At 38.2% G+C, this 15,729-nt stretch carries 18 protein-coding genes; 1 reads left to right on the top strand and 17 read right to left on the bottom strand.

What is annotated here, in order from left to right; all coding sequences use genetic code 11:
• The 9 genes from ccoO to CYP28_RS01305 all read right to left on the bottom strand — a co-directional run bounded on the left by ccoO (nt 1) and on the right by CYP28_RS01305 (nt 7,282).
• Nucleotides 1-666 carry a cytochrome-c oxidase, cbb3-type subunit II gene (gene ccoO, locus CYP28_RS01345; protein WP_084041629.1) on the bottom strand — a complete coding sequence of 222 codons (666 nt, stop codon included), beginning with the start codon at nt 664-666 and terminating at the stop codon, nt 1-3.
• Nucleotides 666-2,153 carry a cytochrome-c oxidase, cbb3-type subunit I gene (gene ccoN / locus CYP28_RS01340; protein WP_103592808.1) on the bottom strand — a complete coding sequence of 496 codons (1,488 nt, stop codon included), beginning with the start codon at nt 2,151-2,153 and terminating at the stop codon, nt 666-668. Before ccoN ends, ccoO begins: the two co-directional genes overlap by 1 nt.
• Before the next feature lie 92 nt (nt 2,154-2,245).
• Entirely contained in the window at nt 2,246-2,929 is a 684-nt protein-coding gene (locus tag CYP28_RS01335) for a response regulator transcription factor (RefSeq protein ID WP_054196090.1), read from the bottom strand.
• An 80-nt stretch (nt 2,930-3,009) separates the two neighbouring features.
• A complete protein-coding gene (locus CYP28_RS01330) occupies nt 3,010-3,675 on the bottom strand; it encodes a sulfite exporter TauE/SafE family protein (RefSeq protein ID WP_242047032.1) in 666 nt (221 codons plus the stop codon).
• Between the two features lies 1 nt (nt 3,676).
• Nucleotides 3,677-4,795 (bottom strand): glutamine-hydrolyzing carbamoyl-phosphate synthase small subunit, encoded by a 1,119-nt coding sequence (gene carA, locus CYP28_RS01325; protein ID WP_103592807.1) that lies wholly within the window; start codon nt 4,793-4,795, stop codon nt 3,677-3,679.
• The gene (locus tag CYP28_RS01320) at nt 4,795-5,346 is read right to left on the bottom strand and encodes a DUF507 family protein (RefSeq protein WP_087578297.1); all 552 of its coding nucleotides are present in this window, start codon (nt 5,344-5,346) and stop codon (nt 4,795-4,797) included. The genes carA and CYP28_RS01320 overlap by 1 nt, the downstream gene beginning before the upstream one ends.
• Before the next feature lie 49 nt (nt 5,347-5,395).
• Nucleotides 5,396-5,836, bottom strand: a complete 441-nt coding sequence (locus CYP28_RS01315; protein ID WP_103592806.1) for an isoleucyl-tRNA synthetase — start codon at nt 5,834-5,836, stop codon at nt 5,396-5,398.
• Nucleotides 5,837-6,123: 287 nt separating this feature from the next.
• Nucleotides 6,124-6,927 (bottom strand): DNA-methyltransferase, encoded by an 804-nt coding sequence (locus tag CYP28_RS01310; protein WP_242047031.1) that lies wholly within the window; start codon nt 6,925-6,927, stop codon nt 6,124-6,126.
• The gene (locus CYP28_RS01305) at nt 6,920-7,282 is read right to left on the bottom strand and encodes a DpnII family type II restriction endonuclease (RefSeq protein WP_103592804.1); all 363 of its coding nucleotides are present in this window, start codon (nt 7,280-7,282) and stop codon (nt 6,920-6,922) included. The genes CYP28_RS01310 and CYP28_RS01305 overlap by 8 nt, the downstream gene beginning before the upstream one ends.
• Before the next feature lie 12 nt (nt 7,283-7,294).
• Here CYP28_RS01305 and CYP28_RS01300 point away from each other — a divergent pair, with 12 nt between their 5' ends.
• Nucleotides 7,295-7,591, top strand: coding sequence for a type II restriction endonuclease (locus CYP28_RS01300; protein ID WP_258034127.1), 297 nt, complete (start codon nt 7,295-7,297; stop codon nt 7,589-7,591).
• Here CYP28_RS01300 and CYP28_RS01295 read toward each other — a convergent pair.
• From CYP28_RS01295 to lpxA, 8 genes are read right to left on the bottom strand one after another with little or no spacing between them, the layout of a single operon-like run.
• Nucleotides 7,547-7,738, bottom strand: a complete 192-nt coding sequence (locus CYP28_RS01295; protein ID WP_103592803.1) for a DpnII family type II restriction endonuclease — start codon at nt 7,736-7,738, stop codon at nt 7,547-7,549. The two genes, CYP28_RS01300 and CYP28_RS01295, sit on opposite strands and share 45 nt — an antisense overlap.
• Nucleotides 7,731-7,931 (bottom strand): DpnD/PcfM family protein, encoded by a 201-nt coding sequence (locus CYP28_RS01290; protein ID WP_103592802.1) that lies wholly within the window; start codon nt 7,929-7,931, stop codon nt 7,731-7,733. Before CYP28_RS01290 ends, CYP28_RS01295 begins: the two co-directional genes overlap by 8 nt.
• Entirely contained in the window at nt 7,931-8,644 is a 714-nt protein-coding gene (locus CYP28_RS01285; RefSeq protein WP_103592801.1) for a hypothetical protein, read from the bottom strand. Before CYP28_RS01285 ends, CYP28_RS01290 begins: the two co-directional genes overlap by 1 nt.
• On the bottom strand, nt 8,641-11,901 hold the full coding sequence (gene carB / locus CYP28_RS01280; protein WP_103592800.1) for a carbamoyl-phosphate synthase large subunit: 3,261 nt from the start codon (nt 11,899-11,901) through the stop codon (nt 8,641-8,643). Before carB ends, CYP28_RS01285 begins: the two co-directional genes overlap by 4 nt.
• Nucleotides 11,901-12,656 (bottom strand): rod shape-determining protein MreC, encoded by a 756-nt coding sequence (gene mreC, locus CYP28_RS01275; protein WP_103592799.1) that lies wholly within the window; start codon nt 12,654-12,656, stop codon nt 11,901-11,903. Before mreC ends, carB begins: the two co-directional genes overlap by 1 nt.
• Nucleotides 12,646-13,683: a rod shape-determining protein gene (locus CYP28_RS01270; RefSeq protein ID WP_021090637.1), complete on the bottom strand. Its 1,038-nt coding sequence runs from the start codon at nt 13,681-13,683 to the stop codon at nt 12,646-12,648. Before CYP28_RS01270 ends, mreC begins: the two co-directional genes overlap by 11 nt.
• 9 nt (nt 13,684-13,692) lie before the next feature.
• On the bottom strand, nt 13,693-14,925 hold the full coding sequence (gene clpX / locus CYP28_RS01265) for an ATP-dependent Clp protease ATP-binding subunit ClpX (RefSeq protein WP_103592798.1): 1,233 nt from the start codon (nt 14,923-14,925) through the stop codon (nt 13,693-13,695).
• Complete coding sequence (lpxA, locus tag CYP28_RS01260) at nt 14,925-15,713, bottom strand: acyl-ACP--UDP-N-acetylglucosamine O-acyltransferase (RefSeq protein WP_103592797.1); 789 nt, start codon at nt 15,711-15,713, stop codon at nt 14,925-14,927. The genes clpX and lpxA overlap by 1 nt, the downstream gene beginning before the upstream one ends.
• Between the last annotated feature and the right edge of the window lie 16 nt (nt 15,714-15,729).

Here is a 15,729-nt window from a genome sequence, read left to right as displayed (position 1 = left end):
CTATTTTAGGCTATTTAGATAGGCGATAAGTGCCACGATCTGGCGAATTTCACCCTTTGCAAAGGCACTTTTTACTTGCTCATCTTTCATACTTTCAACGATACTTGCAGCCTGCTCTTTCACGTTGGCATTTGCTTGCTCAAAAGTACCAAGAGCTGGCATATCTTTCTCATCATAAGGCGTGTTAAAGACCTTTTTAACAGTTAGTGCTTCAGCGTAAGCGGTCTCTATATCAGCATTTTTCTTAAATAAAAATGGATATGCTGGCATGATCGAACCTGGCACAACAGAGGCTGGGTTTAACATATGATTTTCATGCCAATCTGTCGTTCTATAATTACCCACACGCATAAGATCTGGGCCAGTTCTTTTTGAACCCCAAAGATGAGGACGATCATAAGCAAATTCGCCGCTTAACGAGTACATGCCGTATCTATCAGTCTCTGCTTTAAACGGACGTATCATCTGTGAGTGACAAGTATTACAACCATTTTGTATATATATATTTTTTCCAGCAAGCTCTAAAACTGTATAAGGCTTTGTACCCTCGAGTGGTCTAGCTCTATTTGCAAAGTCAGGTAAAATTTCTACCACGCCAGCATAAGCTATGACGATAAAGACACAAACTGCAAAAAAGAATGGATTTTTTTCTAACCAAGCAAACATCACATCACCTCCGCATTGGCTTTAGTACTGCCCATAGGCGTTGCACTTTTTGGCTCTGCCAAAATAGCTTTAGCAGAAGTTGATTTATAGATATTATAAGCAAACATCAAAAAGCCAATCAAATACAAAAGTCCACCAATAGCTCTAATGTAATAATAAGGTATAAGCACTACAACAGTATCAATAAATGAGTAGAGTAAATTTCCATAGCTATCAGTCGCTCTCCACATCATACCTTGCGTAATACCAGCAATCCACATCGAAGCAAAGTATAAAACGATACCTGTTGTTTGTATCCAAAATTGGGCTTCCATTAGGGATTTTGAATAAATTTCACGCTTAAAGACACGTGGCGTCATATGATAAAGTGCTGCCATAGTCATAAAACCAACCCAGCCAAGTGCACCATCATGTACGTGTCCTGGCACCCAGTCAGTATAGTGAGCTAGTGCATTTACAGATTTGATAGCCAAGATAGGGCCTTCAAGAGTTGAAAACATATAAAAGGTTGAAGCTAAAATCATAAATTTAATAAGCGGGCTCTCACGAAGTTGTGTCCATTCGCCTTTCATTGTAAGAAGCATATTAATAGCTGAACCCCAAGAAGGCAAAATCAAAACAATAGAAAAAACCGAACCCATAGTCTGCATCCAATCAGGCACAGCAGTATATATTAGATGGTGGCCGCCAGCCCAAAGATAGATAAACATAAGGCCCCAGAATGAAAATAACGAAAGCTTATAAGAAAATATTGGCTGTCCGCTCTCTTTTGGCAAGAAGTAATAAATTTGGGCGATGATCGCTACTGTAAATACAAACGCAACTGCGTTGTGACCGTACCACCACTGAACCAAGGCATCATTTGAGCCAGCATACATCGAAACTGAGTGTAGCCATGAGCCATATCCACTAACTAGTCTTGTTGGAATTTCCATGTTATTAAATAGATAAAGCATAGCAACGCCAAGAAATGTAGCAATGTAATACCAAACTGAGATGTAAAGTGTCTTCTCGCGGCGTATGCCAATAAGTCCAAATATACTTACGCCCCAAAGCACCCAGACTACTACTACAGCAATATCTAGTGGCCACTCAAGCTCGGCATACTCCTTAGATGTACTCTCGCCCATAAAAAGTGTCACAACAGCTAGAATCATAACAAGTATATAAAGCCAAAAGTGAAGCTTACCAATGAACATCAAAAACGGAGATTCGCTCATTGATACTTTTAGGACACGCTGTCCTATGTAATACCAAGTGGCAAATATACCAGAGAGCATAAAACCAAAAATGATACCATTAGTATGAAGAGGACGCAATCTACCAAATGCCGAATACTCACCAGCTATATAGTTTAGATCAGGACAGGCAAGCTGAAAAGCTACCAAAACACCAATAGCCATACCAACAATACCAAAAAATATCGTGGAGAACATAAAGAGTTTTGCCACACTATAATCATAATGTAGCAACTGGGATGGTCGCATAAATTTTCCTCCTAGTTAAATTTATATTAATTTTCGGTTATTTTAGAGTAGAAAAACTATAAAAAGACTTAATTAATATAAATTATCTTTTACTAGGAGAGTCTTCTATCTATTTTGTAACCAAGTCCAGGAACATTTTTTATAAAATTACTACCGACTTTATCTCTGACACGTTTAACAAAGGTCCTAATAGCAGCCTCTGTAACACTTTCGCCAACCCAAACAACATTTTTTATTTCATCGTGAAGTACAAGCGTACCAAGTCTTTTTATGAGTAAAGATATAAAAGCAAGTTCTTTTTTTGTAAGAGAAATTTCAATACCATCTCTGATAAGCACACGTTTTATTTTATTAAAACTATATCCATTTGTAACCTGAATAATATTTGCTGTTTCTATCTTATTTTTGGCAACATTTTCTAAAGTAACCAAAAAATCATCAAGATCAATCGGCTTTAAAACGTATTTATCAATACCAACATCTATCGCTTTTAGAAGTGTCTCTTTTTCACTATTTGTGCTAAAAACTATAATAGGTGTATCTTTTGAAATTTCTTTAATGCTTTTAGCCATATCAAGGCCATTCATTATAGGCATAAAAACGTCTGTTATAACCATATTTGGATTATATTTTTTAAATTTCTTAAGTCCTTCATCGCCATTTTGAGCAGTGATAACTTTTTCGAATTTATCTCGCATAACTTCTTGTACTATTTTTTTACCATCTCCCTCATTCTCAACGATAAGAACAGTTAGATTATTAAGAATCTTGCTCATTTATTCTTCCTTTTTGGTTATATTTATCAAACATCATAAATTTTGACGCAACTAACAATTATTTCTCTTATTTTTCTATCTTAGGCATTTGCTCTATATCCTAAAAATGATAGATAAATTCCATTTATTATCATTATGCTAGCCGAAATCTTAAACATTATGTCTTTAAATTTTTCATTTAAAATCCCAAATACAAAGCTAGCTAAAAGCATAGCTGGCAATGTACAAAGACCAAATACAAGCATTATAAAAGCCGAATCAATAAAATTTGCACTTAAAATCCCAAGTGCTAAAAAATAATAAACCACACCACAAGGCAAAAAGCCATTTAAAAAACCAAGTAATAAAAAATTTGTTAAATTTTTCTTTTGAATCCTCGTTTTTGCAATTCTTACTACAAAATTAAGCGCCCTTTGATTCTCCACAAATTTTAAAAGCTCGCCCCTAAAAAGCAAGGCAATACCGATAAACGCGATCGCTAAGCCAACTATAAAAAATATCACACTTCTTGCTTGCATGTTAAAGCTAATAACAGCTCCAAAGGTGCCAAACAAAGCTCCTAAAACTACATAAGCAAAAATTCTAGCTAGACTATAAAGCGTACTTAGCATTAAAATTTCTCTCTTGCTTTTGCCTTTAAAAAATAGAGTCTGTAAGCTCAAAAATCCGCTGCACATACCTACACAATGACTAAAGCTACTTAAAAATGCAACTGAGATAATCATGTAAAGGTTTATGTTTTGCATCTTATAAAATTTCTAAAAACTGCTTAAATATATATTTACTCTCGCTTGGACCGCCACTTGCTTCTGGGTGGTGCTGAACTGAAAAGATCGGATAGTCTTTATATCTCACACCCTCAATTGTGTTGTCAAATAAATTTCTATGAGTCACAACAGCTACTTCTGCGATACTCTCAGGTACGTTGTAATTGTGATTTTGTGTTGTTATCTCGATCGCTTTTGTCTCTAAATTTAGCACTGGGTGATTTGCTCCGTGCTGACCAAATTTAAGCTTATATGTCTCGTATCCAAAGGCATTTGAGAGTAATTGATGTCCAAGGCAAATGCCAAATATAGGTATCCTAGCCTCAATCATCTTTTTGATCTCGCCTATTTCGGCCTTTAAATTTTTTGGCTCACCAGGACCATTTGATAAAAATACCCCATTTATCTCGCCATTTTTAAATTTTTCTATCAAAATTTCAGCCTTAGTGTCGTGTGGCACGACAATGACTTCAAGACCAGTTTCACATAGCTCGTTTAAGATATTTCTCTTTACACCAAAGTCAAAAACAGCTATCTTTTTACCAATACTTTTTAACGGCTTATATGACTTTAAATTTCTATCCCATGCACCTCTTTTGTGCTCATATTCATCCATCGCACTAACTGTTTTTACGTAGTTTATATTTTCGATGCGCCCGCTACTTTCAAGCCTGCGTTTTAGCTCATCTTTATCACTTATTTGCGTTGAAATATAGGCCATAAGCGCACCCTCGTCACGTAGCATCTTTGTAAGGTATCTAGTATCAATGTCATAAACGCCAAATTTACCTTGCTCTTCGAAAAATTTTCCCAAAGATTTTTGCGAGCGGTAGTTTGATGGAATTTCATTGTAGCTTCTCATTATAACGCCACTTGCATGAATTCTAAGGCTCTCCATATCATCTTCATTTATACCTACTATGCCTATTTCTGGCATAGTAAAGACGATAAACTGACCAGCATAGCTTGGATCGCTCATGATCTCTTCATAGCCAGTCATCGAGGTATTAAAAACGAGCTCACCTGCACACTCGCCGTGAGCACCAAAAGCTTTTGCTTCTAAAAAAACACCATTTTCAATATAAATGTAAGCTTTCATTAAAGCATGCCTCTTTTTTTAAGCTCATCTTGATACAAACGCTCAAAGACAAGATCATATTCATCAGTTCCTGGGATTAGCTTATGTTTATAATTTTGTATCATTTCATAAACATCATCTTCTATTTTCTCATAGCTTTTTAAGTACTCGTCTATTGAGTTATAAATCACATTTTTTACGCGATTTTCAGATACATTATAGTCAACAAGACCGCTCTTCCAAATAGTTTCAAGCACTTTGTGAGCGATATTGCTAAATCTATCTTCGTGGGTTAAAATTACATCAAATTCACCTGCGAGCTTCTTTTTAACGAGCCAAAACATATTTTTGCGGTCAATTTGCATAGTTTGCATCTCGTCTTCATTTTTCTCCAAAAGCTCATTTACTCGCTCATCTAAAGCTCTTTCTTTTTGAATATCGACTGTTAAAATTTCACTTGTTTTTGCTACGATTGGCTCAATGCCTTTATTTAATCTTACGAAACCACAATTTAGAAGATCTATTGCTATTTTATGTGAAATATACGGAACGTGTGGGAGTTTTAAACGCATTTTAAACCTTTAAATTTTTATGCCATTTTAACTAAATAAAGGTAAAACTTTACTTTGAAATTTTAACGACTTTATTATTATCGCTTCTTAAAAAATAAATTTCTCTTCGTCCATCATAAAGTATCTTTCCATCAGTCTTTTGCTCATTTTCTAAATTTGATGAGATATCTAAAGATAGCGATTTGCTCATAAAATAATTCTCTCCTAAAGTGCGTCCAAAGTCAGGATACCAACTAAAAGCACAAACTATCAGCAAAACTAAATAAAAGGCTCTAAAAATTTTTCTAAAAGACGCGTAAAAAAAGCAATACCCAAATATAAAAAATACGGGCAAAAGCCATAAGAAAGGCACGTTATCAACAAAAATAACATTAAAATACTCACTTATGCCATAGTAAGAAAAGTAGTTGTTGTAAATTCCAACAAATAGCGTAAAAATAGGAGCAAGGACAAATATAATACCTGTAAAAAAAGCATTTAAAATTTTCATAATCTCTCCTTTTGAGTGAGATTATATTAAACATAAGCTTTAATATTACTAGATTGATGAAAGCTGGACTAAAATTCAAAGCAAAATGCCATATATGGACATCTGTTGCTTCTAATAATACTTTAAAAACAGTTTAGCTATAAGCTAAACTGCCTTAAATTTATTATTTTTTAGATAAATACTCTTGCAAGCTTTTTACATCGAGTGCTTTACCAGTTTGAACCGCACTTAGGGACTTAGCAGCTGCTAGTGCTGCACGGATAGTTGTAAAGTAAGGTATCTTAAATCTAGAAAAATTTTAAGCTCTCAAGCATTTTTATATCACTAAATTTATCTCTAAAATTTATAAAATTTGCTTCTAGCTCAGCCTTTCGCTTAAGTGCAATATCTATAAATTCTTGCTCTTTTTCAATGCCTACAAAATCTCTATTTAGTAAATTTGCGGCTATACCAGTTGTTGCCGAGCCTGCAAATGGATCACAAATGACGCTATTTTCGTTGCTTGCCATCAAGATAAGCCTTATCAAAAGCGAAAGTGGCTTTTGTGTAGGGTGCTTGCCGCATGCTTTCTCCCAAGGAGCAATCGCAGCAAAACTCCACACATCTTTCATCTGCTTATCACCATTTATCCACTTCATAAGCTCGTAGTTAAAGATGTGCTTATGTTTCTCATCTTTTCTAGCCCAAATAACCTGCTCAGTACTATGTGTTAGATACCTGCAGCTAAAATTTGGTGGAGGATTGGTTTTTTGCCACGTAATTATGTTTAAAATTTTATAATCAAGCTTTTGAAGTGCCCTACCGATAGAAAAGATGTTGTGATATGTCCCACTTATCATCACGCTGCCGTTATTACTAAGTGCATTTTTAGCGAGTTTGAGCCATTTTAGGTTAAACTCATCGATCTCATCAATATCTGTGCCCTCATCCCACTTGCCTTTATTTACACTAACTATCTGTCCATTTTGGATGCTAAGTCCGCCATTTGAAAGAAAATAAGGTGGATCCGCAAAGATAAGATCAAACTCGCCTTTAAATTTAGCCAATTCACTGAAGCAGTCACCATTTATGAGTCTGAAATCATTACGCATTTTTAAGCTCATTTATAAAAAGGTGCAAATTTGCAAGGTTATAAATCCTTACACTCTTATAGGCCTCTTGCAACTTATTTCTAGCATCGTGCCAACCCCAGCCATCAGTGATCCAGATAAATTTATACTCTGACAAAGGGGAGATCCTTTTGGCTATTTCGATGTAAGCTCTTGCTACTTCGTTTAATTTTGAGCCACCACTACTATAAAAATTTGCTTCGATTAGATAAGTGATATTTTGTCTCTGAATCACAAAGTCAAATCTTTTCACATCACTACCTAAATTTAAGCGGGAATTTGAGCTTGACACTTCAGCTTGAAAGCTGATATTTTCACCCTTTTTAGAGAATATCAAAGCTGCTTTGAGGTGCTAAATTTACTAATTGCCGTTCGAGAAAGTAGTAGAAAAGTTGTGAGTTCAAGTGGTAATTTACTTGAGCTAAAGAGTTATTTTGATGAGCCAGAGAAAATTTACAGCTTTCTTTTAGATACTGGGCTTGATGAAGTTTTCAAGGATAGAAAAATTAAAAATTTATGTGATTATGTGTTTGGCGTGGAGGTTGGACTTGACACAAACGCCAGAAAAAACCGCAGTGGAAAAAATTTTGCGAATTTAATCTCAGAAAGGTTTCGCTCTGAAAATATCAGTTTTCAAATCTTTTGAACCAAGTAAGAAATTTAAAGCATTAAGTTTGATAGCGACCTTCGCAAGGTTCTTAGAACATTTTTCAAAATCACAAAAGTAGCCAAGTGTGGCATTTGTCTCTTTTAAACTTGCCATAAATTTATCAAAAGGAGTTATATTATTCATTTTTCACCTTAATCTTTTGGCTTACTTGTGGACAAGATTTAAATTTCACCTCAGTAAAATCATCAGCTCCAAGCACGATCTCGCTCTTTTCGTAAGCCTTTTTGGCGATCTTACATGCCTCATGCTGATCTTTTGCTTTAAACTTTATTTTTTTACTTAAAATTTCAGTTATCTCAACTTCAAACTCTTTCATTAAATTCCCATTTTAGTAAATGCTTGCTCACTCTCTCTTTCAAGCTGCCTTGATATATCTTCGTAACTAGCAAATTTTACCTTTTGAGCTATCTGCTCGTAGATGCTAGCCTTTAAAACGCTTTCATACTCTCTTTGCCTCTTTTTGTCTGCGACTATAAACATCTTAGCATTAAAGTCTTGAAGTTCAAAAAATTTGTTTAGTGAATTTTTAAAGTCTGTACTATGTTCAACTTCGTAAAATGAGTTTGGTAAATTTCTTTCGTTAAACCATATTGCATCTATTGTTTTTGCTCTTTTAACGATATCTTCATAACTAAATTTATATATCTCACTCAAGCTCGCAAGCTCGCAAAGTTTCTTATCTGATTTATAAATTTTGTTCTTATCTTGAGCTGGAATGAATGTTTGAAAATGTCTTAAATTTCCTATCTCAACGATAACGCCTTGATAATAAGAATGTGTAAATTTTTCATTTTGCGCACTCTTGCTATCACCTGTTTTGGCTAAATTTTTATCCCTAAACTCACAAAGTCCCCAAAGCCCAGCTCTGATCTTATAAAACTCTTTATTAGTCTGTACTATCCGTCTTATACTAGCAAATGGAGTTTTACTACCCCAAGTGCTAACATCAGTTTTATGATAAAGATCAAAAAGCGTTGCCATGCCACCAAGGCTAGCTAACGCTTCTACTACACGCTCTTTTTGGTTCATTTCTCGCTTAGATACTCTTGCAAGCTTTTTACTTCAAGTGCTTTGCCAGTTTGAACTGCACTTAGCGACTTAGCAGCAGCAAGTGCTGCGCGGATCGTTGTAAAGTAAGGAATTTTAAATCTAAGCACGTTTTGACGGATCTTTTTACCATCATCCACGCTTGATTTTGTATCGCTTGTGTTAATAACAAGTGCGATATCGCCGTTTTTGAGCCTATCTTCGACGTTTGGTCTACCCTCGCTTATCTTATAGACAAACTCAGCCTCCACACCAGCTTCGCTTAAAATTTTATGCGTACCACCAGTTGCGATGATGCTAAAACCAAGTGCTATTAGCTCTTTTGCAAGATCAGGCGCGTAAGATTTATCAGCGTCAGCTAGTGTTAAAAATACCCTACCCTTGCTTGGCAAAGTGTTGCTAGCAGCGATCTGACTCTTTGCAAATGAGCTTGCAAAATCGTGGCTTATGCCCATTACCTCACCCGTGCTCTTCATCTCAGGACCAAGGATGAGATCGGCGCCACTTAGCTTATTAAACGGCAATACACACTCTTTTACACAAATATGCGAGCTAACGCGAGGCTTTAAGATGTCGCCGTCCTCATAAACAACTTTATAATCATCATAAAATTTAAGCGCCTCACGTAAATTTCCCTGCCACATGACTCTTGTTGCCACCTTTGCCATAGGCACGCCAGTAGCCTTGCTCACGAACGGCACGGTTCTACTCGCGCGAGGATTTACCTCGATCATATAAAGCTCGTTTTCATAGATGGCAAACTGGATATTCATAAGGCCAACGACGCCTAAATTTAGAGCAATATCTCTGGTTTGCTTCTCCACTTTTTTTATCATTTCTGCGCTTAAACTCATCGGTGGCAGTATGCAAGCTGAGTCGCCAGAGTGAATTCCAGCCTCTTCGATGTGCTCCATTATCGCGCCGATATAGACCTCTTTGCCGTCACATATCGCATCTACATCAAGCTCCTTTGCATCTTGTAAAAATTTATCAAGTAACACTGGCGAGTGATTGCTAACCTTTACCGCCTCACTTATATACTCTTTTAGCTCGCTTTCGTTATGCACCCTTCTCATCGCCCTACCGCCTAAAACGTAGCTTGGGCGAACGAGTACTGGATAGCCGATAGTAGCAGCTTTTTGCAAGGCTTCTTCTAAACTAGTGGCGGTGTCGTTTTTAGGCTGAAGGACGCCTATTTTATTTATAAATTCGCTAAATTTCTTTCTATCCTCTGCCACATCGATCACTCTTGCGGTTGTGCCGATGATCTTAGCGCCGATCACGCTTAGGCGTTTTGCAAATTTAAGCGGAGTTTGGCCACCAAAATGCACGATCACACCATCTGGCTTTTCGCGCTCGATGACTGATCTCACGTGCTCAAAATCGATCGGCTCAAAGTACAAAATATCGCTCGTGTCGTAGTCGGTTGAGACGGTTTCTGGGTTGCAGTTGTACATTATCGTTTTTACGCCAAGGTCTCTTAGTGCGTAGCTTGCGTGCACGCAGCAGTAGTCAAACTCTATACCCTGGCCGATCCTGTTTGGACCGCCGCCTATTATCATCACCTTTTTAGCGTCTTTTGCTAGCTCTTTTTTAGGAAATTTAGTGATATTTGTGGTTGAGTAAAGATATGGTGTTAGCGCCTTAAACTCTCCCGCACAAGTATCGACCTCGTTGTATTCAAGCTCGATGCCAAGCTTCTGCCTAGCAAAATAGATATCATTTTGGCTAAGCTCAAGATCGTCTTTTTCATTTATAAGTACGGCTATCATCTTGTCTGAAAAGCCCATGCTTTTGGCCTCTCGCAGTAGCTCTTCGTTGTTTAAGATATCCATATCGATCTTATCTTCAAATTTAACTATCTCATAAATTTGCTCCAAAAACCAAGGATCGATCTTGCTAAATTCATGCACATCAGCCACGCTAAAGCCATCTCTAAAGGCTTGCGCTAGATATAAAATTCTTCTCTCATTTGCATTTCTGATGCCATAAATCAAAGCGTTTTTCTCTAGGCTAAGGCTGTTAAATCCGCAAAGATCGCGCTCTAGACTGCAAAGTGCCTTTTGGATGCTCTCTTTAAATGTCCTACCTATCGCCATAACCTCGCCAACTGACTTCATCGCAGTGCCTAGATATGGGTTTGATCCTGGAAATTTCTCAAATGTAAAGCGAGGAATTTTTGTCACAATGTAGTCGATCACCGGCTCAAAGCTAGCAGGCGTGCCAGTTATGTCGTTTTTGATCTCATCTAGGCTAAAACCAACTGCGAGCAGTGTCGCGACCTTTGCGATCGGATAGCCAGTAGCCTTACTTGCTAGCGCTGAGCTTCGGCTAACGCGTGGATTCATCTCGATAACGATCATGCGGCCCGTTTTTGGATCTATGGCAAACTGCACATTGCTGCCGCCAGTATCAACGCCGATCTCACGAAGTATAGCAAAGCTTGCATCACGCATAGCCTGATACTCTTTATCTGTGAGCGTTAAAGCTGGTGCGACCGTGATACTATCGCCTGTATGCACACCCATTGGATCGAAATTTTCGATCGAGCAGACGATAATGCAGTTGTCATTTCTATCTCTGATGACCTCCATCTCGTACTCTTTCCAGCCAAGCAAACTCTCTTCTATCAAAATTTCATGTATTGGGCTTGCGTCAAGGCCGGTGTTGGCTAGCTCTTTAAACTCATCCATATTATAAGCCACACCACTTCCTGCGCCACCAAGCGTGTAGCTAGCTCTTATGATGAGCGGAAAGCCTATCTCATTTGCCGCATTTAGCGCATCGTCCATGTTATAAGCATATCTACTCTCAGGCAGGTCCATGCCGATCTTTTGCATGGTCGCTTTAAAAATTTGTCTATCTTCGCCCTTTTTTATCGCTTCTGGGTTTGCACCAAGAAATTTAACATCCTTTAAAAGGCCGCTCTCAAAGACCTCCATGGCGGCATTTAGCGCTACTTGACCGCCCATCGTTGGCAAGATGGCATCAATATTTTCTTTTTCGATGATCTTTAAAATGCTATCTTTTGTGATCGGCTCAATATACGTTGCATCGGCAAAATTTGGGTCAGTCATGATGGTGGCTGGGTTTGAGTTGATGAGCACTACGCGGTATCCAAGCTCTTTTAGCGTCTTGGCTGCTTGCGTGCCTGAGTAGTCAAATTCGCACGCTTGACCGATGACGATAGGGCCAGAGCCTATTAGCAAAATGGTATTTATATCTGTTCTTTTTGGCATCATTTTTCCTTTGTAACAACGTATAGGTAGTTTGGTATGTTTAGTTTTACATAAGGCTCAACTATCACGCTTTGATAGGAGCTCTCTTTTAAAATTTTACTCACGCGCCCTACTGGCACTCCACTAAAAAATATCCCATCAAGCCCACTCGTAAAGACTTCATCGCCCTCTTTTGGGCTGAGCCATTGCGGGATAAATTTCACCATTATTTGACCTTGATTTCCATGCGCGACGCCTGGAATTTTGTCATTTCCTATATAAACTGCAAATATACTTTTTGGGTCATTTTGCAAGTAAGCTAGTGGCTTGCCGTCTTTTGCAACGACGATACCAGCGCTATTTCCTTGATAGATGAGCCCGTAAATTTTATTTGGATCGTATCCTTCAAACTCGCTTATCCAAATTTTATTATAATCCCCGATATGAACGTAGCTAAGCCCTTTTACTAGCTTTACAGCTGGGGCGTAGGCAGTTGAGTTTTTATCTTTTAAAATTTGATTTAGCTCGTTCGCAAAAGTAGAAAGAAGCGTGGCTGAGCGCTCTAGCTCTTCATTTTGCGCTCTTAGTTTTTCTATCTCGCTAGCCTGCCTAAAATATTCGTTTATATAGTCTTTCACGCTTTTAGCAAAATTGTCGTATGAATTTGTAGCATAGTTACTAAACCCAATAGAAAGATTACTTAAAATTTCTCCCTTGAAAACTGAGACCATAGCAAGCAATGCTATAAAAACAAAAAGAACAATCTTACTCTTCATTTGTCAGCTGTTGTAAAAGCCCGATCTCTTCAAGTGCCTTGCCCGTTCCTCTAGCAACCGCGAGAAGTGGCTCATCTGCTACAAAAACTGGAAGTTTAACGATATCAGATAAAAATTTATCAAGTCCTCTAATAAGCGCTCCACCACCAGTTAGTACGATACCAGTCTCCACGATATCGCCAGCAAGATCAGGTGGCATCATCTCAAGCACGGTTTTAAGTGCATCTGCAATCTCTTTAAGCGGCTCTCTCATAGCCTCCCTCACATCTTCGCTTGTTAGCTCAACTCTACTTAAAAGACCACTTACTTGGTCACGACCTTTTACTACTACGCTTAGCTCTTTTTCAAGCTGCACAGCAGAACCTACGGCGATCTTTATCTCCTCGCCTGTTCTCTCACCTATTAGTAGGTTATATTTCTCTTTTATGTAATTAACAATGCTAATATCAATCTTATCGCCAGCTGTGCGGATTGATTTTGAGATGACTAGACCACCAAGTGAGACAACACCTATCTCAGTCGTACCACCACCGATATCAACTACTAGGTTACCTTGTGGCTCACGAACTGGTAAATTTGCGCCAATCGCTGCTGCCATAGGCTCTTCGATCAAAAATACTTCTCTTGCTCCAGCACTTAAGGCGCTTTCTCTAACAGCTTTTCTTTCGACCTGAGTAAGTCCATAAGGAACTGAGATGATGATCCTTGGGCGTAAAAAGCTTTTTCTTTTGTGAGTCTTTTCTATAAAATAGCGTATCATGCGCTCAGTCATATCAAAATCCGCAATAACGCCATCTCTCATCGGCCTTATCGCCTCGATATCGCCTGGAGTTTTTCCTACCATCTCTTTTGCAGCATGTCCGACCGCTAAAATTTTTTGTTTGCCATATTTTTCACGTCTTACTGCAACAACAGAAGGCTCGTTTATTATTATGCCTTTATCTTTTACTAAAACAAGCGTATTCGCTGTACCGAGATCTATGCCCATATCACTTGAGAAAAAACCTATAACCTGATCTAAAAACATCTATTTCCTTTACGCTATTTTCTTATCGTGTTTTATTAAAATTGGCTTTGCCTTATCTTTTACCGTCTCTTTTGATATGACGATGTCATACTCTTTTAACTCTGGCAGCTCATACATTATGTCCGTCATAAGCTCTTCCATTATACTTCTAAGTCCTCTAGCTCCAGTCTTTCGCTCGATAGCTAGACTTGCTATCTCTTCGAGTGCTTCATCATCAAATTTAAGTGTAGCACCGTCAATCGCACAAAGCTTTTGGTATTGTTTTAATATCGCATTTTTTGGCTCAGTTAAAATTTTTACCATGTCATCTTTTGTTATTTCATTTAAAGTGGCTACTACGTGAAGTCTGCCGATAAGCTCTGGGATGAGGCCATATCTTACAAGATCGTCTGGCTCAAGTAGGCTTAGTAAATTTTCTTTTTCGTTTTTGCCACGCTTTTCTTGGTTAAATCCAAGTACGTTTTTACCAACTCTTCTCTCGATAATATCAAGAAGTCCATCAAATGCACCGCCGCAAACAAATAAAATATTTGTCGTATCTATCTGGATGAAGTCTTGGTTTGGATGTTTTCTGCCACCTTTTGGTGGGATATTTACAACACTTCCTTCGATGATCTTTAAAAGCGCTTGCTGTACGCCTTCACCTGAAACATCCCTTGTAATGCTTCTATTTTCACTCATTCTAGCGATCTTATCGATCTCATCAACAAATACAATGCCCTGCTCCGCCTTTTTCACGTCGCCATTTGCAGCTTGCAAAAGCCTAGTAAGGATATTTTCAACATCCTCACCTACATATCCGGCTTCAGTTAAACTCGTAGCATCACAAATCGCGATAGGCACGTCAAGAAATCTCGCCAAAGTTTGAGCCATCAATGTTTTGCCACTTCCTGTTGGTCCAACAAGCAAGATGTTTGATTTTGAAATTTCAGTGTCGTCTTTGATATCACTTTGTTTAAAAATTCTCTTATAATGGTTATAAACACCAACACTAAATACCTTCTTGGCTCTATCTTGACCAACTACGTAGTTGTCAAGTACTGATTTTAGCTCCTTTGGTGTAAGTTTTTGATACTCTATTACTTCTTCGCTTCTACTCTCTTCTACGCTAGTATCTCCGTGTATCATATCGTATGCCGCAGCAATGCAATACTCACATATATAGGCATTTCCTTCTATATCTGCTAGTAGCCTTCTCTCGGCAGACTCAGCCTCTCCACAAAAATTACACTTTCTAGCCATTAATCTCTTCCTTTTGCAAGTGGAATTCCTCTTGTCGTTTCTAATATAAATTTACACATTTTCTTCACGTTTTCGTCGCTGGTTTTTGCGATCAGCTCGTTTGCTTGATCTTTTAAGCTGATACCTTGATTAAACAAAAATTTATAAGCACGAACCAGCTCTTCAACCTGCTCTTTGTCAAATCTACGCCTAATGCCGACTAAATTTAGGCTTCTAATATAGGCTCTGTTGCCCTCAGCTAGGCAAAATGGCACTACATCTTGGCTAAGCGCACTTGCACCTGCGATCATGCAGCTTTCACCCACTCTAACAAACTGATGAATTGGTGTAAGACCGCCAACAACAGCATAATCACCAAGCTCGACGTGACCTGCTAGGGTTGCGTTGTTTGCCAAAATGACGTTGTTGCCGATAATGCAGTCGTGTGCGATGTGAGAATATGCCATGATAAAGGCGTTATCGCCGATCCTTGTTATGCCATCGCCCTTGTGTGTGCCTGAGTTTATCGTGCAAAACTCACGTATAGTTGCGTGCTCGCCGATAATAACGCCGGTATCAATCTCATCTTTATAGCTGATATCTTGCGGGATATCGCCCACGATCGCGTAGCTAAATACACGAGAGTTATCGCCGATCCTCGTCTTGCCAAGCACCCTTGCGCCTTGCTTTATCGTGACGTTATTGCCAAGGACTGCATCTTTACTTACAAATGCATAAGCCTCGATATTTGCGTCATCTCCAATGATCGCTCCATCTTCTATAACGGCTGTTTGGTGGATATTTTTCATTGTATCTCTTTTTCTT

Origin of the sequence: Campylobacter concisus, from assembly GCF_002914195.1 — a bacterium.
Classification (GTDB): domain Bacteria; phylum Campylobacterota; class Campylobacteria; order Campylobacterales; family Campylobacteraceae; genus Campylobacter_A; species Campylobacter_A concisus_M.
The sequence above is the reverse complement of the archived record's forward strand: the minus strand, read 5'-3'. Positions and strand labels throughout refer to the sequence as shown.